Annotated in this window: 18 protein-coding genes; 9 read left to right on the forward strand and 9 right to left on the reverse strand. The window is 65.5% G+C overall.

The genetic code is table 11. The annotated features are described in order from the left end of the window. Positions 1 to 150 precede the first annotated feature (150 nt). The 5 genes from B2X67_RS00590 to B2X67_RS00610 all read left to right on the forward strand — a co-directional run bounded on the left by B2X67_RS00590 (position 151) and on the right by B2X67_RS00610 (position 6,733). Positions 151 to 3,651: a response regulator gene (locus B2X67_RS00590; RefSeq protein WP_286784286.1), complete on the forward strand. Its 3,501-nt coding sequence runs from the start codon at positions 151 to 153 to the stop codon at positions 3,649 to 3,651. Positions 3,652 to 3,654: 3 nt separating this feature from the next. Further along, positions 3,655 to 4,473, forward strand: coding sequence for a CheR family methyltransferase (locus B2X67_RS00595; protein ID WP_090225574.1), 819 nt, complete (start codon positions 3,655 to 3,657; stop codon positions 4,471 to 4,473). Further along, a complete protein-coding gene (locus B2X67_RS00600; RefSeq protein ID WP_286784287.1) occupies positions 4,470 to 5,060 on the forward strand; it encodes a chemotaxis protein CheB in 591 nt (196 codons plus the stop codon). Before B2X67_RS00595 ends, B2X67_RS00600 begins: the two co-directional genes overlap by 4 nt. 14 nt (positions 5,061 to 5,074) lie before the next feature. After that, complete coding sequence (locus B2X67_RS00605) at positions 5,075 to 6,301, forward strand: hybrid sensor histidine kinase/response regulator (RefSeq protein ID WP_376747737.1); 1,227 nt, start codon at positions 5,075 to 5,077, stop codon at positions 6,299 to 6,301. A gap of 126 nt (positions 6,302 to 6,427) precedes the next feature. Beyond that, positions 6,428 to 6,733 (forward strand): hypothetical protein, encoded by a 306-nt coding sequence (locus B2X67_RS00610; RefSeq protein WP_282341002.1) that lies wholly within the window; start codon positions 6,428 to 6,430, stop codon positions 6,731 to 6,733. 8 nt (positions 6,734 to 6,741) lie between these two features. On the opposite strand, the gene B2X67_RS00615 is transcribed toward B2X67_RS00610, so the two are convergent. After that, entirely contained in the window at positions 6,742 to 7,137 is a 396-nt protein-coding gene (locus B2X67_RS00615; protein ID WP_286784289.1) for a YkgJ family cysteine cluster protein, read from the reverse strand. Positions 7,138 to 7,339: 202 nt separating this feature from the next. Here B2X67_RS00615 and B2X67_RS00620 point away from each other — a divergent pair, with 202 nt between their 5' ends. Next, positions 7,340 to 9,799, forward strand: coding sequence for a glycogen/starch/alpha-glucan phosphorylase (locus tag B2X67_RS00620; protein ID WP_286784290.1), 2,460 nt, complete (start codon positions 7,340 to 7,342; stop codon positions 9,797 to 9,799). 75 nt (positions 9,800 to 9,874) lie between these two features. Here the strand turns inward: B2X67_RS00620 and B2X67_RS00625 are convergent, their stop codons facing one another. From B2X67_RS00625 to B2X67_RS00660, 8 genes are all read right to left on the reverse strand, one after another. Beyond that, positions 9,875 to 10,060: a hypothetical protein gene (locus B2X67_RS00625; protein ID WP_273232637.1), complete on the reverse strand. Its 186-nt coding sequence runs from the start codon at positions 10,058 to 10,060 to the stop codon at positions 9,875 to 9,877. Positions 10,061 to 10,396: 336 nt separating this feature from the next. Next, the gene (fba, locus tag B2X67_RS00630; protein WP_090225587.1) at positions 10,397 to 11,461 is read right to left on the reverse strand and encodes a class II fructose-bisphosphate aldolase; all 1,065 of its coding nucleotides are present in this window, start codon (positions 11,459 to 11,461) and stop codon (positions 10,397 to 10,399) included. 86 nt (positions 11,462 to 11,547) lie between these two features. Then, positions 11,548 to 11,868 (reverse strand): MliC family protein, encoded by a 321-nt coding sequence (locus tag B2X67_RS00635; RefSeq protein ID WP_286784291.1) that lies wholly within the window; start codon positions 11,866 to 11,868, stop codon positions 11,548 to 11,550. An 11-nt stretch (positions 11,869 to 11,879) separates the two neighbouring features. Continuing rightward, positions 11,880 to 12,074: a hypothetical protein gene (locus tag B2X67_RS00640; RefSeq protein ID WP_090225591.1), complete on the reverse strand. Its 195-nt coding sequence runs from the start codon at positions 12,072 to 12,074 to the stop codon at positions 11,880 to 11,882. A 79-nt stretch (positions 12,075 to 12,153) separates the two neighbouring features. Then, a complete protein-coding gene (locus B2X67_RS00645) occupies positions 12,154 to 13,317 on the reverse strand; it encodes a phosphoglycerate kinase (protein ID WP_286784339.1) in 1,164 nt (387 codons plus the stop codon). 39 nt (positions 13,318 to 13,356) lie between these two features. Beyond that, positions 13,357 to 14,400: an erythrose-4-phosphate dehydrogenase gene (epd, locus tag B2X67_RS00650; protein WP_282341019.1), complete on the reverse strand. Its 1,044-nt coding sequence runs from the start codon at positions 14,398 to 14,400 to the stop codon at positions 13,357 to 13,359. Positions 14,401 to 14,611: 211 nt separating this feature from the next. Beyond that, positions 14,612 to 16,609 carry a transketolase gene (tkt, locus tag B2X67_RS00655; RefSeq protein ID WP_286784292.1) on the reverse strand — a complete coding sequence of 666 codons (1,998 nt, stop codon included), beginning with the start codon at positions 16,607 to 16,609 and terminating at the stop codon, positions 14,612 to 14,614. 202 nt (positions 16,610 to 16,811) lie between these two features. Further along, positions 16,812 to 17,930, reverse strand: a complete 1,119-nt coding sequence (locus tag B2X67_RS00660) for a TDT family transporter (RefSeq protein WP_286784293.1) — start codon at positions 17,928 to 17,930, stop codon at positions 16,812 to 16,814. 103 nt (positions 17,931 to 18,033) lie between these two features. Here B2X67_RS00660 and B2X67_RS00665 point away from each other — a divergent pair, with 103 nt between their 5' ends. The 3 genes from B2X67_RS00665 to metK all read left to right on the forward strand — a co-directional run bounded on the left by B2X67_RS00665 (position 18,034) and on the right by metK (position 21,194). After that, complete coding sequence (locus B2X67_RS00665; RefSeq protein WP_286784294.1) at positions 18,034 to 18,912, forward strand: LysR family transcriptional regulator; 879 nt, start codon at positions 18,034 to 18,036, stop codon at positions 18,910 to 18,912. A 76-nt stretch (positions 18,913 to 18,988) separates the two neighbouring features. Next, positions 18,989 to 19,993, forward strand: coding sequence for an ArsR/SmtB family transcription factor (locus tag B2X67_RS00670; RefSeq protein WP_282341025.1), 1,005 nt, complete (start codon positions 18,989 to 18,991; stop codon positions 19,991 to 19,993). A gap of 10 nt (positions 19,994 to 20,003) precedes the next feature. Further along, positions 20,004 to 21,194 carry a methionine adenosyltransferase gene (gene metK / locus B2X67_RS00675; protein WP_286784295.1) on the forward strand — a complete coding sequence of 397 codons (1,191 nt, stop codon included), beginning with the start codon at positions 20,004 to 20,006 and terminating at the stop codon, positions 21,192 to 21,194. Positions 21,195 to 21,390 lie beyond the last annotated feature (196 nt).

A 21,390-nucleotide genomic window follows, 5' to 3' on the forward strand; every position in this document is an offset into this window, starting at 1 on the left:
CTGAACCTTCCCTGCCTCGCATCGGACTAAAGCAGATTCGATCCGGCATTCGGAATAGTCCGGTTGTGCGCACTGGTTTACCATGCCGGCCTCGCGAATCAGAGGGAGTCGCAGAACTTCCGTGCCATTTCAGTTGCTAGGGAAGCGAACATGAACAGAACATCGCCCATCGACGAGAAGGCCTTCCGCCGTATTCTCGGCCGCAACGTATCCCTGCCGCTCGGCATGGGTATCCTCAGCTCGCTGTTTTTCATCGCGATTATCTTCTATCTCCTCGACGTCAGCCGCTGGGTGGAGCACACCGATCGCGTCATCGCCGAGTCCAACGAAACGCTGAAGCTGGTGATCGACATGGAAACCGGCCTGCGCGGCTACCTGATCACCGATGACGAGATATTCCTTGAGCCCTACCAGCGGGCGCGCAACGAATTCGTCAGCAAGTCCACGCTGCTCAAGGAGCTGGTTGCGGACAACCCGGTTCAGGTCAACCGAATCGTCAAGATCGAGCAACTGCAACAGCAGTGGATGGATTTTTCCGCGCGCATGATCAGCCTGCGCCGGCAAGGCGACGATTCTTACGTTCAGCAGCTCAAGGACCTGTACGGCAAGCGCCTAACCGATTCCATCCGGGTGATCTTCAGCGACATCCTGGCGACCGAGAGTCAACTGCGTCAGGAGCGTACCGAGACGGCGCAGAAGGTCACGATCTTCGGTGTCGGCGGCGTCATCCTGCTCAACCTGCTGATCAGCGGCTTCCTCGCCTTCATGGGTCGCCGCGAGCTGATGCAACTGTCGCGCACCTACGACGAGGCACTGGCGACCCAGTCGGCGCACGCCGAGAAACTGCAGCAGCAGGCCTGGTTCCGCTCCGGGCAGACGCTGCTGGCCGAAGAGTTGATCGGCCAGTTGAGCATGAATCAGCTGGGCGACAGCACGTTGGGCTTCCTCGCCCGCTACTTGGGCATGGTCGTGGGAGCGCTTTACGTGGTCGACGACAAGCGCCTGAGGCGCGTCTCCGCCTATGCGTTCAGCCAGGATCAGCTCAGGCAGAGGACGGAACTGGCGTTCGGCGAGGGCCTGGTCGGGCAGGTGGCGGTGGATCGCCAGCCGATGGCCCTCGAGTCGCTGCCGGAGAATTACCTGCGGGTGAATTCGTCCCTCGGTGACAGCCTCGCACGCTCCGTGCTGATCTTCCCGGTGGAGGACAGCGGCGAGCTCAAGGGCGTGATCGAGCTGGGCTTCCTGCGTCCGTTGGAGGAAAAGGACGGCGAGCTGCTCGCGCTGCTCGCCGGCAACGTCGGCTCGGCGCTAGCCGCCGCCAGCTACCGGCAGCGCCTGCAACGCGCGCTGGCCGAGACCCAGTCGCTCAACGAGGAGTTGCAGGTTCAGCAGGAAGAGCTGCGCAGCGCCAACGAGGAGCTGGAGGAACAGTCCTGCGCACTGCGCGAATCCCAGGCCAGCCTGGAGGCCCAGCAGGCCGAGCTGGAGCAGACTAACGAACAGCTTTCCGACCAGGCCCAGGCACTGGAGCAGCACCGCGACCAGCTCAACGAGCGCAACCGCGACCTGCACCAGGCTCAGTTGCTGCTGGAGGCACGCGCCGAGGAGCTGCAGCGCGCCAGTCGCTACAAGTCCGAATTCCTCGCCAACATGTCTCACGAACTGCGCACGCCGCTGAACAGCTCGCTGATCCTGGCCAAGCTGCTCGCCGACAACACCCACGGCAACCTCAGCGAAGAGCAGGTCAAGTTCGCCAGTTCCATCTATTCGGCCGGCAACGACCTGCTCACCCTGATCAACGACATCCTCGATCTGTCGAAGGTCGAAGCCGGCAAGCTGGATATGCACCTCGAGCCGACCGGGCTGGCCCGCCTCGGCGAGAATCTCAGCAACCTGTTCCAGCCGCTGGCCGAGCAGAAGAAGCTGGATTTCCACATCCAGTTCGAAGAGGGCGTGCCGGCCTCCGTGTTCACCGATTCGCAGCGCCTGGAGCAGATCCTCAAGAACCTGCTGTCGAACGCCTTCAAATTCACCGACAAGGGCGCCGTCACCTTGCGCATTCGCAAGCAGGACGACGAGCACGTGGCGTTCGACGTAATCGACAGCGGCATCGGCATCCGCGCCGAGCAGCAATCGATCATCTTCGAGGCCTTCCGCCAGGCCGACGGCACCACCAACCGCCGCCATGGCGGCACCGGCCTCGGCCTGTCGATCTCCCGCGAGCTGGCGCGCATGCTCGGCGCCACCGTCGGCGTGGTCAGCGAGGAGGGCAAGGGCAGCACCTTCACCCTGCTGCTGCCGATCGAATACCAGGGCGCTACGCAAGAGTCGGCGAACGCGCCACAGCCCAGCGTCGCCAGTATGCCCGTCGCCGAGCGTCTGCCGTTGCAGCCGCTGGCCAAACCCGCCGCGCCGCCTCTGCCAGCGCTCACCTTCCCCGACGATCGCGACGACTTCACCCGCGAAGGGCGCACCGTGCTGATCATCGAGGACGAGCCGCAGTTCGCGAAAATCCTTTTCGACCTGGCCCACGAGCTGAAGTACAACTGCCTGGTGGCGCATGCCGCCGACGCCGGCTACGACCTGGCGCTGCAGTTCCAGCCCGACGCCATCCTGCTCGACATGCGCCTGCCGGATCACTCCGGGCTCACCGTCCTCGAGCGACTCAAGGAAAATCCCAACACCCGGCACATCCCGGTACACATCGTCTCCGTCGAGGATCGCCAGGAAGCGGCGATGCACATGGGCGCGGTGGGCTATGCCACCAAGCCGGTGTCGCGCGAGCAGATGAAGGACGTGTTCCTGCGCCTGGAAGCCAAGCTGGAGCAGAAGGTCAAACGCATCCTGCTGGTGGAGGACGACGACCTCCAGCGCGAAAGCGTGACCCGCCTGATCGAGGACGACGACATCGAGATCACCGCCGTCGCGCGCGGCACCGAGGCCCTCGACGAGCTGCACCGCAACACCTTCGACTGCATGATCATCGACCTCAAGCTGCCGGACATCGACGGCAACGAGCTGCTGGCGCGGATGGCCGAGGAGGATATCCAATCCTTCCCGCCGGTGATCGTCTACACCGGCCGCAGCCTGACCCGCGACGAGGAAACCGAGCTGCTCAAGTACTCGCGCTCGATCATCATCAAGGGTGCGCGCTCGCCGGAGCGGTTGCTCGACGAGGTGACCCTGTTCCTGCACAAGGTCGAAGCGAACATGCCGCTGGAACGGCAGAAGATGCTCAAGACCGTGCGCAACCGCGACCGTGCCTTCGAGGGCCGCAAGATCCTCCTGGTCGACGACGACGTGCGCAACATCTTCGCCCTGAGCAGTGCGCTGGAGCAAAAGGGCGCTGTGGTGGAAATCGCCCGCAACGGCCTGGAGGCGGTGAGCAAGGTGCAGGAAGACGAGGAAATTGACCTCGTGCTGATGGACATCATGATGCCGGAGATGGACGGCTACGAAGCGATGACCGAGATCCGCAAGGACCCGCGTTTCGCCCGCCTGCCGATCATCGCGGTGACCGCCAAGGCGATGAAGGACGACCAGGATCGCTGCCTGCGCGCCGGCGCCAACGACTATCTTGCCAAGCCCATCGAGCTGGACCGGCTGTTCTCGCTGATCCGCGTCTGGCTGCCCAAGCTGGAGGTCTTCTAGTCGATGCCCGAGCGCGCCTTGGAAATCGAGCTTCGCCTGCTGATCGAAGCGGTTTACCTGCGGTACAGCTACGACTTCCGCAACTACGCCATGGCCTCGCTGAAGCGGCGCGTGGTACAGGCGCTGCGGACCATCGGCTGCAGCAGCGTGTCCGAACTTCAGGGCAAGATCCTGCACGACCCGCAGGCGTTCATGGCGCTGCTGCAGTATCTCACCATCCCGGTCAGCGAGATGTTCCGCGATCCGGCGTATTACCTGGCGCTGCGTACCCAGGTGGTGCCGCTATTGCGCACCTACCCGTCGCTGAAGATCTGGATCGCCGGCTGCAGCACGGGCGAGGAGGTCTACTCGATGGCGATCCTGCTCAAGGAAGAGGGGCTCCTGGAACGCAGCCTGATCTACGCCACCGACATCAACCCGCAGTCGCTGGAGCGCGCGCGCCAGGGCGTCTATACCCTGGACAGCATCCGCGCCTACACCGAGAGCTACCAGAAGGCCGGCGGCAAGCGGCTGTTCTCCGATTACTACACCGCCGCCTATGACGCGGTGCTGATGGACAAGTCGCTGCGCGAGCACGTGACCTTCGCCGACCACAGTCTGGCCACCGACAGCGTGTTCGCCGAGACCCAGTTCATTTCCTGCCGCAACGTGCTGATCTACTTCGACCGCGCGCTCCAGGACCGCGCCATCGGCCTGTTCCACGAGTCGCTCGGGCACCGGGGGTTCCTTGGCCTGGGCAGCAAGGAGAGCCTCGACTTCACCAGTTTCGCCGAGCAGTTCGAGCCCGTGTCGAAGCGCGAACGGGTGTTTCGCAAGCTATGAGCCCGACCCTCTCGCAGCGTGCCACGCGCGTTCAGGCGGTTGTCATCGGCATGTCCGCCGGTGGCCTGGACGCCCTCAGCCAAATACTGCGCGACATGCCCGAGGACTTCGGCCTGCCGCTGATCGTGGTCCAGCATGTGCCGGAGAACCATCCCAGCCAGATCGTCGAAATTTTCCAGCGGCTCTGCGCGTTGCAGGTGGACGAGGCCCGCGACAAGGACCGGCCGAAGCCCGGTCATCTGTATTTCGCCCCGCCGGGATATCACCTGCAGGTGGAGATGGATCGCACCTTCAGCCTCAGCGTCGATCCACGGGTGCATTACGCGAGACCGTCGATTGACGTATTGTTCGACAGCGCCGCGGACGTCTGGGGGGATCAGCTGGCCGGAATCCTCCTTACCGGGGCCAATTCGGACGGCGCCGAGGGCCTGCACAGCATCGCCCGCTACGGCGGTCTGACCATCGTGCAGGAACCCACCGAGGCGCTCGCCGATACCATGCCGCGTTCGGCGCTCAAACTGTTCCAACCCGACTACGTGCTGCCGCTCGCCGGCATTCGCCAACTACTGCTTCGAATGGACCGCTGAACATGCTGCCGGAAATGGAGCCAGCCAAACTGCTGATCGTCGACGACCTGCCGGAGAACCTGCTGGCGCTCGACGCATTGATCCGCAGCGAAGACATCGAGGTATTCAAGGCCGATTCGGGCGAGGATGCCCTGGAGCTGCTGCTGCGGCACGAATTCGCGCTGGCGATTCTCGACGTGCAGATGCCTGGAATGGACGGCTTCCAGCTCGCCGAGATGATGCGCGGCGCCGAGCGTACCCGGCACATCCCGATCGTTTTCGTCAGCGCCGCCGGGCGCGAGCTGAACTACGCGTTCAAGGGTTACGAAAGCGGCGCGGTGGATTTCCTCTACAAACCGCTGGACCCGATGGCCGTGCGCAGCAAGGTCAACGTCTTCGTCGAGTTGTACCGCCAGCGCAAGACGCTGCGCGTCCAGCTCAGCGCGCTGGAGCGCAGCCGACACGAGCAGGAGGTCCTGCTCGGCGAGTTGCGGCAGACGCAGGTCGAGCTGCAGCACGCGGTGCGCATGCGCGACGATTTCATGTCGATGGTTTCCCACGAGCTGAAGACGCCGTTGAACACCCTGATCCTTGAGGTGCAACTGCGCCGGCTGTACCTCGATCGGGGCAACCTCGGCGCCTTCGAGCCCGACCGGCTGCGCGGCATGGTGGAGAAGGACGAGCGGCAGGTCCGCGCGCTGATCCGCCTGATCGACGACATGCTCGATGTCAGCCGCATCCGCACCGGCAAGCTGTCGATCCGCCCCGATCTGATCGACCTGGCCGCGCTGGCGAACAAGGTGGTGGACAATTTCGAAGCGCAGATGGCGCAGGCGGGCTACGAGGTTCACCGAGACATCAGCGGGCCGGTGATGGGTTACTGGGACGAGTTCCGCATCGAGCAGGTGGTGGCCAACCTGCTGACCAACGCCATGCGCTATGGCCGGCAGAAGCCGGTGACGATCCGCGTGAAGGCGAGCGACGCATCGGTGCTGCTGCAGGTCGAGGATCAGGGCATCGGCATCTCGGAGTCCGACCAGGCGCGCATCTTCAGCCAGTTCGAGCGGGTCGGCAGCCCCGACAAGGTCGCTGGGCTGGGCCTGGGCCTGTTCATCGCGAAACAGATCGTCAGGGCCCATGGCGGCAACATCACGGTGCGCAGTTGCGTCGGCGAGGGCTCGCTGTTCAGCGTCGAGCTGCCGTTGCAGCAGGCGGTGGCGATGCCCGAAAACGGCCGCGCGCTGCACAGCCGGTTGGCCTGAGCCTCAAAGCTCTGCGCGGTGGCTGACCCAGCGCACCCGGCGCGCGGCTGCATCCATCGGTCCTTCGCGCTGAACCACCCGCGCCGGCTCGGCTCGAACGAAGGTAGCCACCTTCGGAGAGACATCATGCGCATGCACAGAATCGCGGTCCTCACCCTGGCCGGGCTGTTCGCCACCGCCGCCTTCGCCGACAACACCGGTCCGACCCATCCGGACAGCGGCGCCCGCAGCCCGCTGGACAGCAAGGATCGCCAGCAGGGCGTCTACCCGGAGCCCGGGGTCGATACGCAGAGCGGCAGCCCGAGCGCGCCGGGCGTCGACCCGCAGGACGGCGACCGCACCTCCCCGAGCCTGCCGGGCAAGTCCGGCAGCGACGACAACGGGCCGATCCCCAGCGTCGATCAGGACGGCTCACGCGCCACAGGGTCCTGATACGGCCGTCAGCGGCGGGCCTGCCAGGCGCAGTGTCCCGGCCGCGGGCCGACCTGCGGATGATTGCGGCAGGTGTCCGGGCGTCGCTCGTAGATTGTGCAGCGCCGGCTGAGCCGGTCCAGATACAGGCAGTCGCCGCTCGCCAGGCGGGTTAGGGTGAACAGGCCGCTCTTCTGGTTGAAGTGCTCGACGCTGCCTTCCTTCATCAGGCGCCGGGCGATCTGCCGCGGCGGCTCGTCGACCTCGAACTGGTCCACCAGTTGCATGCGCACCAGATCACCGATGCGCGCTTCCACCGGGAGCGTGCAGCAGGTCGCGTGACAGTCGTCGCACAGACCCTTCTGGTACTTGACCCAGGTCTCGAGACGATCGACGTCGGCATTGGCGATGGGGATGCGTTTCATGGCCTTGCTCATGGGTTATACCGGTGGGCGCGCGATCATAGCGATGCCCAGCTTTTTTGCCAGTCCCCCTGCATGGCGTTCGCGCCGCGCCGAGGTCCGAGCTAGAGTGCTCGGACGTGCCGGGAAAGGAATCCACGGAAGCCTGAGGCTCCGTCGCCGCAGGGAATGCATTCCACAACGTTCACAGTGAGGTCCTTAGCCGATGACTCAGGAGAAACAGGTTTCAGCCGACGAGGTGGCCGCCTTCCGCGCCTCCGTCCTGTCCAAGCTGACCTATTCGGTGGGCAAAGACCCCGAACATGCCTTCGACCATGACTGGTTCGAGGCGATTGCCCTGGCCGCGCGCGATCGCCTGGTCGACCACTGGATGGATCACACCCGCAACATCTACCGACAGGGCCAGAAACGGGTCTATTACCTCTCGCTGGAGTTCCTCATCGGACGGCTGCTGATCGACAGCCTGAGCAACCTCGGGCTGCTCGAAGTGGCGCGCACGGCGCTGCATGACCTGGGCGTCGACCTCGACCGCATTCGCAGCCTGGAGCCGGACGCCGCGCTCGGCAACGGCGGCCTCGGCCGGTTAGCGGCGTGCTTCATGGAAAGCATGTCGACCCTCGGCGTGGCCGCGCACGGCTACGGCATTCGCTATGAACACGGGTTGTTCCGCCAGGCCATCGTCGACGGCTGGCAGCAGGAACAGACCGAAACCTGGCTGGATTTCGGCAACCCCTGGGAATTCGAGCGCCCAGAAGTCAGCTATCTGATCGGCTTCGGCGGCAGCATCGCCAATATCGTCGACGACAGTGGCGAGCAGCGGCAGAAGTGGAGTCCGGGCGAGGCGGTACGGGCGATCGCCTACGACACGCCGATCGTCGGCTGGCGCGGCGTCAGCGTGAACACCCTGCGTTTGTGGCGCGCGCGTGCCGAAAGCGAGCTGCACCTGGATCGCTTCAACGCCGGCGATCACATCGGTGCGGTGGTCGAGGAAACCCGCGCGGAAAGCATCTCGCGGGTGCTTTATCCGGCCGACAGCACCGAAGCGGGTCAGGAACTACGCCTGCGCCAGGAGTATTTCTTCGTTTCCGCGTCGCTGCAGGACCTGATTCGCCGTCACCTGAAGCAGCGCGGCACCTTGCTCAACCTGCCCGAGTTCGCCTCGATCCAGCTCAACGACACCCACCCGGCGATCGCCGTGCCGGAGCTGATGCGGGTGCTCGTGGATGTCCACGGCATCGCCTGGGACAAGGCCTGGGAGCTGACCGTCGGCACGCTCTCGTACACCAACCACACGTTGTTGCCCGAGGCGCTGGAGACCTGGTCGGTCGGCCTGATGGATCGCCTGCTGCCGCGCCACATGCAGATCATCTACCTGATCAACGCCTATCACATCGACGCGTTGCGGGCGAAGGACATCCACGACTTCGACCTGCTGCGCTCGATCTCGCTGATCGAGGAGGGCAACGGGCGCCGCGTGCGCATGGGCAACCTGGCGTTCCTCGGCTCGCATTGCGTGAACGGCGTCTCCGCGCTGCACACCGATCTGATGCGCAGCACGGTGTTCGCCGACCTGCACAAGCTCTATCCGGAGCGGATCAGCAACAAGACCAACGGCATCACCTTCCGCCGCTGGCTGTACCAGAGCAACCCGCAGCTCACCGCGCTGCTGGTGGAATCGGTCGGCGAGAGGCTGCTGGATACGCCGGAGACCTCGTTGCGCCTGATCGAACCCTTCGCCGACAAGGCCGCCTTCCGCAAGCGCTTCGCCGAACAGCGGCTGCACAACAAGCAGCTGCTCGCCGGGCTGGTGCAGGAGCGCCTGGGACTCTACATCGACCCGCACGCGCTGTTCGACGTGCAGATCAAGCGCATCCACGAGTACAAGCGGCAACTGCTCAACCTGCTGCACACCGTGGCGCTGTATCAGGCGATCCGCGCCGAGCCGCACACCCAATGGGTGCCACGCGTGAAGATCTTCGCCGGCAAAGCGGCGGCCAGCTATCACCAGGCCAAGCTGATCATCAAGCTGGCCAACGACATCGCCCGCACGGTGAACGACGACCCCACCGTGCGCGGCCTGCTCAAGGTCGTGTTTTTGCCCAACTACAACGTCAGCCTGGCCGAGCGGATCATCCCGGCGGCGGATCTTTCCGAGCAGATTTCCACCGCCGGGCTGGAAGCGTCGGGCACCAGCAACATGAAGTTCGCGCTCAACGGCGCGCTGACCATCGGCACCCTGGATGGCGCCAACGTGGAGATGTCCGAGCAGATTGGCGCGGCCAACATGTTCATCTTCGGCATGACCGCCGACGAAGTGCAGGCGCGCAAGCAAAGCGGGCAGTTCTCGGCGGAGCCTTCGGTGGCGGCGTCGCCGCGTCTGGGCGAGGTGCTCCACGCGATCCGCAGCGGGGTGTTCTCGCCGGACGATCCGGCGCGCTACACCGGCCTGATCGATGGTCTGATGGCGCACGACACCTTCCACGTCTGCGCTGACTTCGACGCCTACTGGAACGCCCAGCGCCGGGTCGAAGAGCTGTGGCACGACCAGAAGGCCTGGTGGCGGGCCGCGGCCCTGAATACCGCGCGCACCGGCTGGTTCTCGTCGGACCGGACGATCCGCCAGTACGCGACGGAAATCTGGAAAGTGATGGCGCCGGAGGAATAGCCGGGAGCGTCGCCCGGAAACGCCGCGGGGCCGAGGGAGCGATTCCCGGCCCCGCGCTCGTTTCTACAAGACGGTTCAGCCCGCGGCGTGGCGGCGTTGTTCGCCTTGCTCCAGCTCGTTGCGGTAGTTCAATGCTTCGCTTTCGGTATGGAAGATACCGACCAGCTCGCCCTGTTGATGCACGTCCCAGGTGCGTTTGCCCAGGGCCAGGCTTTCGCGGGATTTGTGCTGGTCGTCACGCTCGGTCACGGTTACGGTCATAGCGGCGTCTCCTGACTGTCGATGGGTGCGACAGGTTGTCGCAGATCCTTTATAGAACTGCTTAGTCACCTATGTAAATCCGTGGATTCGGCGACAGACTGTTGCGCGGATCGCTATGAACTTTTACAGCGAATCGGGTCGGGTGTTGGCGGGCGCGGGCCTCTCCGGGCGGGTCTACGCGATGCGGAGTGATTCGCAGGCGGTGGGCTGAAGCCCACCCTACGGTGGCGGGTGCATTGGAAGAGCGCCCCAACGGAAAATGCCCGTATCTCGCGATACGGGCATTTTCGTTTTCAGCCGGCGGTGAGGGCCGTAGGCCCTGCCGCGTCATCAGGCTCAGTTGACCTTCGGGTTCAACTCGCCCTTGGCGTAACGCAGGTACATGTCTTCCAGCGAGATCGGCTTGATCTTCGAGGCGTTGCCGGCGGTGCCGAACGCTTCGTAGCGGGCGATGCAGACGTCACGCATGGCGGAGACGGTTTTCGCCAGGTACTTGCGCGGGTCGAACTCGCTCGGGTTTTTCGCCATGAACTCGCGGATCGCGCCGGTGGAAGCCAGGCGCAGGTCGGTATCGATGTTGATCTTGCGCACGCCGTACTTGATGCCTTCGACGATTTCCTCGACCGGCACGCCGTAGGTTTCCTTGATGTCGCCACCGTACTCGTTGATGATTTTCAGCCATTCCTGCGGAACGGACGACGAGCCGTGCATCACCAGGTGGGTGTCGGGGATGCGGGCGTGGATTTCCTTGATACGCTGGATCGACAGGGTGTCCCCGGTCGGCGGCTTGGTGAACTTGTAGGCGCCGTGGCTGGTGCCGATGGCGATGGCCAGGGCATCGACCTTGGTCTTGGCGACGAAGTCGGCGGCTTCTTCCGGGTCGGTCAGCAACTGGCTGTGATCCAGGGTGCCTTCCGCGCCGACGCCGTCTTCCTCGCCGGCCATGCCGGTTTCCAGGCTGCCCAGGCAACCCAGTTCGCCTTCCACCGAGACGCCGCAGGCGTGGGCGAAGGCGACGGTCTGCTGGGTCACGCGGACGTTGTATTCGTAGTCGGACGGGGTCTTGCCGTCTTCCTTCAGCGAGCCGTCCATCATCACCGAGCTGAAACCCAGCTGAATCGAGCGCTGGCAGATGTCCGGGCTGGTGCCGTGGTCCTGGTGCATGACCACCGGGATGTGCGGGAATTCTTCCACCGCCGCGAGGATCAGGTGGCGCAGGAACGGCGCACCGGCGTATTTGCGCGCACCGGCTGAAGCCTGGACGATTACCGGGGAGTCGGTCTGGTCCGCGGCTTCCATGATGGCGCGCATCTGCTCGAGGTTGTTAACGTTGAAAGCTGGAATGCCGTAGCCGAACTCGGCGGCGTGGTCCAGCATCTGGCGCATGCTGATGAGTGCCATGGGGGTTTTCTCTCCCGGTCTGGGGGGTTAAGCGCAAAGCCTGCCTCAGGGGCGGGCCGGGTTCAAGTTTAAGCAGGTTACAGCGTTCAAGGTGCCCGGCAGCCGTGGGCGAGCAATTCGTCGTCGGCTACGCGGTAGACCAGGCCTTCGGAGCCCTTGTCGTTGAGGGTCAGTACGCCATCGCTGTAGGTGCTGCCGAACGTCGACGGCTCCTTTTTCAGGCGTTGCGGTGCAGCGTCGGCGCCTAGGCGTATGTCGACGCTGCCCTGCGAGCCGTCGGCGTAGCGCCAGTCCAGGCGGGTGCCGTTGTCACAGCTCCACCGGGTCCAAGGCGTTTGCGCCGTGGACGGCCAATGCGAACAGCCGGCCAGCAGGCTGGCCAGCGATACCGCGATGAGCGTTCTCAATCCGTTTCCTCTCAGGGGCAATCCTGCTCCGAGGCATCGCTGCTCAGGGTCGGGTCGCCGCTGCTGGCCACCTCGACGCGCTGGTCGTCCCGGCTCGTCGGGCTTTCCGACGGCGGCGGGCTGAACACCTCGCAGGCACTTGGCGAACCGCCGCCGGCGCAACCGGCGACTCCTAGGCAGCACAGCAGCAACAATGAATAGCGCATGGTCGTCGTCCATCGGTCCGTTCCAGACCAAGAGACAGCGGGCGGGCCCGGTTGGTTGCCGGGGCCGCTTCGTTTGGCCTCACCGGTTGCCGCGCTGCTCCAGAATTTCCACGGCCGGCAGCACCTTGCCCTCGACGAATTCGAGGAAGGCGCCGCCGCCGGTGGAGATGTAGGAGATCTTCTCGGCCACGCCGTACTTGTCGATCGCCGCCAGGGTGTCGCCACCGCCGGCGATGGAGAAGGCCGGGCTTTCGGCGATCGCCAGGGCCAGCGCCTTGGTGCCTTCGCCGAACTGGTCGAACTCGAAGACGCCGACCGGACCGTTCCAGAGGATGGTCTTCGACGATTTCAACAGCTCGGCGAACTGCGCCGCGGTCTGCGGGCCGATGTCGAGGATCATGTCGTCATCGGCGACGTCGGCGATCGGCTTGACGGTGGCTTCGGCATCTTCGGCGAAGGCCTTTGCGACCACCACGTCCACCGGCAGCGGCACGCTGACCTTGGCGGCGATGGCCTTGGCGGTATCCACCAGGTCGGCTTCGTAGAGCGACTTGCCGACCTTGTAGCCGGCGGCAGCGAGGAAGGTGTTGGCGATACCGCCGCCAACGATCAACTGGTCGCAGAGCTGGCTCAGCGAATTCAGCACGTCGAGTTTGGTCGAGACCTTGGAGCCGGCGACGATGGCCGCCAGCGGACGCTCGGGGCTCTTCAGCGCCTTGCCCAGGGCTTCGAGTTCGGCGGCCAGCAGCGGGCCGGCTGCGGCGACCTTGGCGAACTTCGCCACGCCGTGGGTCGAGCCCTGGGCGCGGTGCGCGGTGCCGAAGGCGTCCATCACGAACACGTCGCAGAGCGCGGCGTACTTCTGCGCCAGCTCGTCGGTGTTCTTCTTCTCGCCCTTGTTGAAGCGCACGTTCTCCAGCAGCACCAACTGGCCGGGCTGGACGTCGAAGCCGTCGAGATAGTCCTTGATCAGCGGAACCTCGCGGCCCAGCGCCTTGGCCAGGTAGGCGGCGACGGGCGCCAGGCTGTCTTCTTCGCTGTAGATGCCTTCCTCGGGACGGCCCAGGTGCGAGCAGACCAGCACCGCGGCGCCCTTTTCCAGGGCCAGTTTGAGGGTTGGCAGCGCCGCGACGATGCGCGCATCGCTCTTCACCACACCTTCTTTCACCGGCACGTTAAGGTCTTCGCGAATCAGTACGCGCTTACCGTGCAGGTCGAGGTCGGTCATCTTCGCTATGTTCATGAAGGGCGTGGTCATGGAGTCGGTCCTTGAATGAGCGGTTCAGTGAGGGTGGGCAGTACGCAGGAAATGTTCTGCCACATCGAGCATGCGATTGGCGAAGCCCCATTCGTTATCGAACCAGGCCAGCAAGTTCACCAGCCGGGGGCCGGAAACGCGGGTCAGGCTGCCATCGACGATGGCCGAGTGAGGGTCGTGGTTGAAGTCGCAGCTGGCGTGCGGCAGTTCGGTGTAGGCCAGCAGGCCTTGTAGAGGGCCGCTTTCCGAGGCGCCCCGGAGAATCCGGTTGATCTCCTCCGTGGAGGTGTCGCGAGCGGTCTGCAGGGTGATGTCGAGGCACGACACGTTGACCGTCGGCACGCGGATCGCCTTGGCCTGGATGCGCCCGGACAGCTCCGGCAGCAGCCGTTCGATACCGCGGGCGAGGCCGGTGGACACCGGAATCACCGACTGGAAGGCCGAGCGCGTGCGGCGCAGGTCCTCGTGGTGATAGGCGTCGATTACCGGCTGGTCATTCATCGCGGAGTGGATCGTGGTGATGGAAACGTATTCAAGACCCACGGCATCGTTCAAAAGTTTCAGCAACGGCACGCTGCAGTTGGTGGTGCAGGAGGCGTTGGAGACCAGCTTCTCGCCGCCACTCAGGCACGCCTGGTTGATGCCGAAGACCACGGTGGCGTCGATGTCGGCCTCGCTGGCCATCGGTTGCGACAGCAGCACGCGTGGCGCGCCGGCATCGATGAAGCGCTGCGCCTCGCGGCGCGTGTTGTAGGCGCCCGAGCATTCCAGCACCAGGTCCACCTCCAGCGCGCGCCAGTCGATGGCTTCCGGCGTGCGCTCGCGCAGCACCTTCACGCAGTCGCCATTGATGTGCAGGCAGTCACCGTCGACGCTCACCGCGCCGGGGAAGCGGCCGTGGGTGGAGTCGAAGCGGGTCAGGTACTCGATGCTCGCCTGATCGGCGAGGTCGTTCAGCGCGACGATGTCGAAATTCGTCTCGTCGTGGCGCTCGTGCAGCGCCCGCAGCACGCAGCGGCCTATACGGCCGTAGCCGTTGAGGGCGACTTTGTAGGAAGGCTTGGACATGGCGATCTCGGTGGGGAAACGTCCGTGGGACGGGCCAGCCGTGACGCGGCGTATCCCATCGGCACAGGCGATGGGTGTCGCTGCGCTCGACCCATCCTACACAGGCAGGACCCGTAGGGTGGATCGCGTTTCATCGATCCACCGAGCGGTGCAGCGGCGGATGAAAAGAGCGTCGGCTACGCTCAATCCGCCCTGCGGCGTCGTTCCGGCTTTAGTCTTCCAGCAGCTCTTCGGCCGTCGCCAGGACGTTCTCGACGGTGAAACCGAAGTGCTCGAACAGCGCGCCGGCCGGGGCCGATTCGCCGTAGCCGGTCATGCCGATCACGCGGCCCTCGAGGCCGACGTACTTGTACCAGTAATCGGCATGGGCGGCTTCGATGGCGATCCGCGCGCCGACTTCCAGCGGCAGCACCGCCTGCTTGTAGCTGGCGTCCTGTTGGTCGAAGACGTTGGTCGACGGCATCGACACCACGCGCACCCGGCGACCCTGCTCGGTGAGTCTGTCGTAGGCGGCCATGGCCAGGCCGACTTCCGAGCCGGTGGCGATGAGGATCAGTTCCGGCTCGCCGACGCAGCCCTTGAGCACATAGCCGCCACGGCTGATGGCCGCCTCGGTTTCGTGGTCGCGCAGGTTATGCGGCAGATTCTGGCGCGAGAAGATCAGCGCGCTCGGACCGTCCTTGCGCTCGATGGCGTGCTTCCAGGCTACCGCGGCTTCCACCGCATCGGCCGGACGCCAGGTGTCCAGGTTCGGCGTGGTGCGCAGGCTGGTCAGTTGCTCGACCGGCTGGTGGGTCGGGCCGTCTTCGCCCAGGCCGATGGAGTCGTGGGTGAACACGAAGAGCACGCGCTGTTTCATCAGCGCGGCCATGCGCACGGCGTTGCGCGCGTACTCCATGAACATCAAAAAGGTCGCGCCGTAGGGGATCAGGCCACCGTGGAGGGCAATGCCGTTCATGATCGCGCTCATGCCGAATTCGCGGACGCCGTAGTACATGTAGTTGCCCGAGGCGTCTTCCTGAACCACCGGCTTGCAGCCTTTCCACAGGGTCAGGTTGGAACCGGCGAGGTCGGCGGAGCCGCCAAGCAGCTCCGGCAGCAGCGGGCCGAACGCGTTCAGGCAGTTCTGGCTGGCCTTGCGGCTGGCGATGGTCTCGCCCTTTTCGGCGACCGCGCGGATGAACTCGGAGGCTTTTTCCGAGAAGTCCGCCGGCAGCTCGCCGGCCATGCGCCGGACGAATTCGTTGGCGAGTTCCGGGTAGGCGGCGGAGTAGGCGGCGAAACGCTGGTTCCAGTCGGCTTCGGCGGCGACGCCGGCTTCCTTGGCATCCCACTCGGCGTAGATGTCGGCGGGAATTTCGAAGGGGGCGTGGTCCCAGCCCAGCGCGGCGCGGGTCAGGGCGATTTCGTCGACGCCGAGGGCGGCGCCGTGGCTTTCTTCCTTGCCCTGCTTGTTCGGAGAGCCGAAGCCGATGATGGTCTTGCAGCAGATCAGCGTCGGCTGCGCGCTCTTGCGCGCGGTGTCGATGGCCATCTTGATTTCTTCGGCGTCATGCCCGTCGACGTTGCGGATCACTTGCCAGCCGTAGGCCTCGAAGCGCGCCGGGGTGTCGTCGGTGAACCAGCCATGGACTTCGCCGTCGATGGAGATGCCGTTGTCGTCGTAGAAGGCGATCAGCTTGCCCAGGCCGAGGGTGCCGGCCAGCGAGCAGACTTCGTGGCTGATGCCTTCCATCATGCAGCCGTCGCCAAGGAACACGTAGGTGTTGTGGTCGACGATGCTGTGGCCGTCACGGTTGAACTGGGCGGCCATGATCTTCTCCGCCAGGGCGAAGCCGACGGCGTTGGCGATGCCCTGGCCGAGCGGGCCGGTGGTGGTCTCGACGCCCGGCGCGTAGCCGAACTCCGGGTGGCCCGGCGTCTTGCTGTGCAGCTGGCGGAAGTTCTTCAGGTCGTCGATGGACAGGTCGTAGCCGGTCAGGTGCAGCAGCGAGTAGATCAGCATCGAACCGTGGCCGTTGGACAGCACGAAGCGGTCGCGGTCGGCCCAGTGCGGGTTGCTCGGGTTGTGCTTGAGATAGTCGCGCCAGAGCACTTCGGCGATGTCCGCCATGCCCATGGGGGCACCGGGGTGGCCGCTGTTGGCTTTCTGCACGGCATCCATGCTCAGGGCACGAATGGCATTGGCACGCTCACGACGGCTGGGCATCGCTGATCTCCTGCGGGTCTTGTAAAGACGGCTAACGAAAAAGGGCGGCTATTTTCACTTAGCGGGAGGTGATCGGGCAATGACGGAAGCGCGGACGGTCGACCGCCGATTCTCCGCGCCTCCTCATCTGCCGTTCGCGCTCGTCCAGGAGCCACCTGCGAGCCGCCGAGCCAGAGCCGGATGGCCGGGCGTGCGCGGCGCTTTAGGCGGCTCTGCGCAGGCAGGGTGCGCTGAACAGCTCGCCGTGCCAGATGCCGCGAAGCGTGCGCTGCATCACCAGCGTCCAGACGGCGATCAGTTGCAGCGCCGTGGCGGCGCCGATCACCCCGAACAGTGACAGCGCGGTCAGCCGATAAAGCTCGAACGTGGCGAGGCTGAATACTCCGAGCGGGAAGGTGAACCCCCACCAGCCGAGGTTGAAGGCCATGCGGTCGCGCAGGTAATGGCGGGTGAACAGCGTTGCCGCGACCAGCCACCAGAGCGCCGCGCCCCACAGCGCCAGGCCGCCGATAAGGCCGATGTCGCGGGCGAGCTCGGCGGCGCCCTGCAAGGGCGTGCCGGCGAACGCCAGCGGGGCATCGCGGCCCATGCTCAGCAGGCCCAGGCAACCGGTGGACAACGGCCCGAGGGGCAGCCAGCTGGTGGCGGCGAAATCGGTGTCCGGCAGCTTGTGCAGCGCCAGGCGCAGCAGCACCAGGGTGATCAGCGAGAACGCCAGGCTCAGCGACATGCCCCACATCAGGTAGCCGACCGCTAGCATCTGTCGGGCGGCTTCCGGCGACAGGTGCGGCACCAGCACGCCGGCTGCGCTGGCGGCCACCTCGGGTGCGACGATCGGCAGCAGCCAGACACCGGTCAGCTTCTCCAGCGCGTGGTCCTGGCGGGTGAACATCAGGTACGGCACAAGCATCGCGGTGCCCATCGCCAGCAGCGCATCGACCCACCACAGCGCCTGCGCCAGCGGATAGACGCCGTTGCCCAGGTGCCGCGCGCCGAACAGCGTCATCCCGCTGATCAGCGTCGCCAGGCCCATCGGGATCGCGCCGAGGTACATCGACTGCACCGGGTGCGTGAGCATCGGCATGAAGGTGTCGCGGAACAGCAGGCAGCGGGCGACGAACAGCAGGCTGAAGGTCACGAACAGCAGCGCATTGATCAGCAAGATGGCAAAAGCCAGGTCGTCGCGGCCGGCGAAGGCCCATGGCAGGTTGGCGATGACCAATGCCAGCACGCCGGTGCCCATGGTCATGGCGAACCAGTTGGGCGTGAAGTGGCGGACGAAGGCCCAGGGTTCGGGCAGGCGGGTGAAGGGGCGAGGCATTGCAGCGGCTCCAGGTGGAGTGTGTCAGCAGAGATCGCCAGCCTATGAATTGGCGTGCCATATTTAAAATACATATTCAGCATTCATGGCATGCTTAATCCGTATGAATCTTCATCATCTCCGTGTGTTCCTCGCCGTTGCCGAAGCCGGCAGCATCAGCGCCGGTGCGGCCAGGCTGTTCATCAGCCAGCCGGCGGTGACCCGCGAAATCCGCGAGTTGGAAGCCAGCATCGGCTTGAGCCTGTTCGACCGGCAACCGCGCGGCGTGAGCCTGACCGAAGGCGGCGAGCGCCTGCGCCAGTACGCCCAGCGCATCTTCTCCCTGGAACAGGCGGCCGAGCGCGACCTGCGCGATTTCGCCAGCCTGGCGACCGGCGAATTGCGCCTGGGCGCGAGTGCCACCCTGGGCACCTACCTGCTGCCGACGCTGATCAACCGGTTCCGCGCCAGATACCCGGAGGTCTTCGTCGAGCTGCTGGTGAGCAATACCCAGGTGGTCACGGATCAGCTCGACAACGCCGGCATCAGCCTGGGCTTCGTCGAGGGCCCGTTCGCCCAGGCGGACTACGCGCACCGCCTGCTCGCCCGCGACGCGCTGCTGCCGGTGGTCGGGCCGAGCCATCCGCTGGCGCGGCGCAGCGGGCTGCTGGCGGCCGAACTCGACGGCCACGCGCTGTACATGCGTGAGCCCGGTTCCGGTGCCCGGGCAAGCATCGAGCAGGCATACGCCGAGCATGGCCTGGAGTTGCGCGCGCAGATGTCCATCGGCAGCACCGAGGCGCTCAAGCACCTGATTTCCGGCGGCGTGGGCATCGCCTGGCTGTCCGAACGGGTGGTGGACAGCGAACTGGCCAGCGGTCAGCTGGTGCGCCTGGATGTGCGCGATCTGCACATCGTCCGCGACCTCCACGTGCTCTGGCGCAAGGCCGACAGCCTGAGCCCGGCACCGGCGGCGTTCCTCCAACTGGTCGACGCGGGTTGATGTGTGGCAGGCAATATCAAAACTTTTTGATATTGCCGTTGCCCGATGTAAATCCCCCGACTAGACTTCGGTCCCTATGAACAACCTGCGCATGCCGCACCTGCGGTTCGAACCGAGCGACGAGCTGGCTGCCCTGTGCAAGGCCGGCGGCGATCCGCTGCGGCTGAACGTGCTGCGCGCCCTGGCCAACGACTCCTTCGGCGTGCTCGAACTGGCGCAGATCTTCGCCATCGGCCAGTCCGGTATCAGCCACCACCTCAAGGTGCTGGCCCAGGCGCGCCTGGTGGCGACCCGGCGCGAGGGCAATGCGATCTTCTACCGGCGCGCGCTGCCGCAGGCCGACAGTTTCGGCGGGCGCCTGCACGCGGCGCTGCTCGAAGAGGCCGATCAGTTGCAGCTGCCGGAAGACTGCCTGGCGCGGATCGCCGCGGTGCACGCGCAGCGCGCGGCGGCCAGTCGCGATTTCTTCGCCCGCATAGCGGACACCTTCCAGGCCCAGCAGGACCTGATCGCCGGGCTGCCGCAGTACCGCGAAAGCGTGCTGGCGCTGCTCGACGCGCTGAGCTTTCCGGCGCAGGCCACGGCCATCGAGGTCGGCCCGGGTGACGGCGGCTTCCTGCCGGAGCTGGCGCGCCGCTTCAGCCGCGTCACCGCGCTGGACAACAGCCCGGCGATGCTCGAGCTGGCCCGCGGGCGCTGCGCGCGCGAGGGCCTCGACAACGTCGAACTGCTCCTCGCCGACGCGCTGGCCGAGCCCCAGCCGGCGGCCGATTGCGTCGTGCTGAACCTCGTACTGCATCACCTGGCGGCGCCGGCGGATGCGCTGAAACACCTGGCGGGGCTGGTGAAGGCGGGCGGCAGTCTGCTGATCACCGAGCTGTGCAGTCACGACCAGAGCTGGGCCAGGACGGCCTGCGGCGATCTCTGGCTGGGTTTCGAGCAGGACGACCTGGCCCGCTGGGCCGATGCCGCGGGGCTCGCCAGCGGCGAGAGTCTCTACATTGGCCTGAGAAACGGCTTCCAGATCCAGGTTCGGCACTTCGCCAAGCCCGATCACCCCACATCAACCGGTAAAGAATAGGAACCGATCGATGAGCGAATATTCCCTGTTTACCTCCGAGTCGGTGTCCGAAGGACATCCGGACAAGATCGCCGACCAGATTTCCGATGCCGTCCTCGACGCCATCATCACCCAGGACAAGCACGCCCGCGTGGCCGTCGAAACCCTGGTCAAGACCGGCGTGGCCATCGTCGCCGGCGAAGTCACCACCAGCGCCTGGGTCGACCTGGAGCAGATCGTCCGCGACGTCATCTGCGACATCGGCTACACCAGCTCCGACGTCGGTTTCGACGGCGCCACCTGCGGCGTGATGAACATCATCGGCAAGCAGTCCCCGGACATCAACCAGGGTGTCGACCGCGCCAAACCGGAAGACCAGGGTGCCGGCGACCAGGGCCTGATGTTCGGCTACGCCAGCGACGAAACCGACGTGCTGATGCCGGCGCCGATCCGCTTCTCCCACGCGCTGGTCCAGCGCCAGGCCGAGGCGCGCAAGTCGGGCCTGCTGTCGTGGCTGCGCCCGGATGCGAAATCCCAGGTCACCTGCCAGTACGAGAACGGCAAGGTCGTTGGCATCGACGCCGTGGTGCTGTCCACTCAGCACAATCCGGACGTCTCGCTGGCCGACCTCCGCGACGGCGTGATGGAGCTGATCATCAAGCACGTGCTGCCGGCCGAGCTGCTGCACAAGGGCACCCAGTTCCACATCAACCCGACCGGCAACTTCGTCATCGGCGGCCCAGTGGGCGACTGCGGCCTGACCGGACGCAAGATCATCGTCGACTCCTACGGCGGCATGGCCCGTCACGGCGGCGGCGCGTTCTCCGGCAAGGACCCGTCCAAGGTCGACCGCTCGGCCGCCTACGCCGGCCGCTACGTGGCGAAGAACATCGTGGCCGCCGGCCTCGCCGAGCGCTGCGAAATCCAGGTGTCCTATGCCATCGGCGTGGCCCAGCCGACCTCGATCTCGATCAACACCTTCGGCACCGGCAAGATCGGCGACGACAAGATCATCGCCCTGGTCCGCGAGCACTTCGACCTGCGTCCCTACGCGATCACCAAGATGCTCGACCTGCTGCACCCGATGTACCGGGCCACCGCCGCCTACGGCCACTTCGGCCGCACGCCGGAACAGCTCACGGTGGGCGACGACACCTTCACCACCTTCACCTGGGAAAAGACCGACCGGGCGGAAGCGCTGCGCGCCGCCGCCGGCCTGTAAGCACCCGTCCACGGTCCGGTGTTGGAAATGCCGGGCCGGCCCCAGCCCGCGAGAGCCTGAGCGGTCCTGTGTCCGGTCGAGCAGAAGCCCCGCCTCGGCGGGACTTTTTCATGGGCGCGCAAAATGTGCTGGTGGCGCGCTCTGCTGGCGTCGACCGGCTCAGGGTCGGCCCCGCGGGCGAGACGCCCTGCGCCGC

Origin of the sequence: Pseudomonas sp. UBA3153 (assembly GCF_002364635.1) — a bacterium.
GTDB lineage: Bacteria > Pseudomonadota > Gammaproteobacteria > Pseudomonadales > Pseudomonadaceae > Pseudomonas_O > Pseudomonas_O kuykendallii.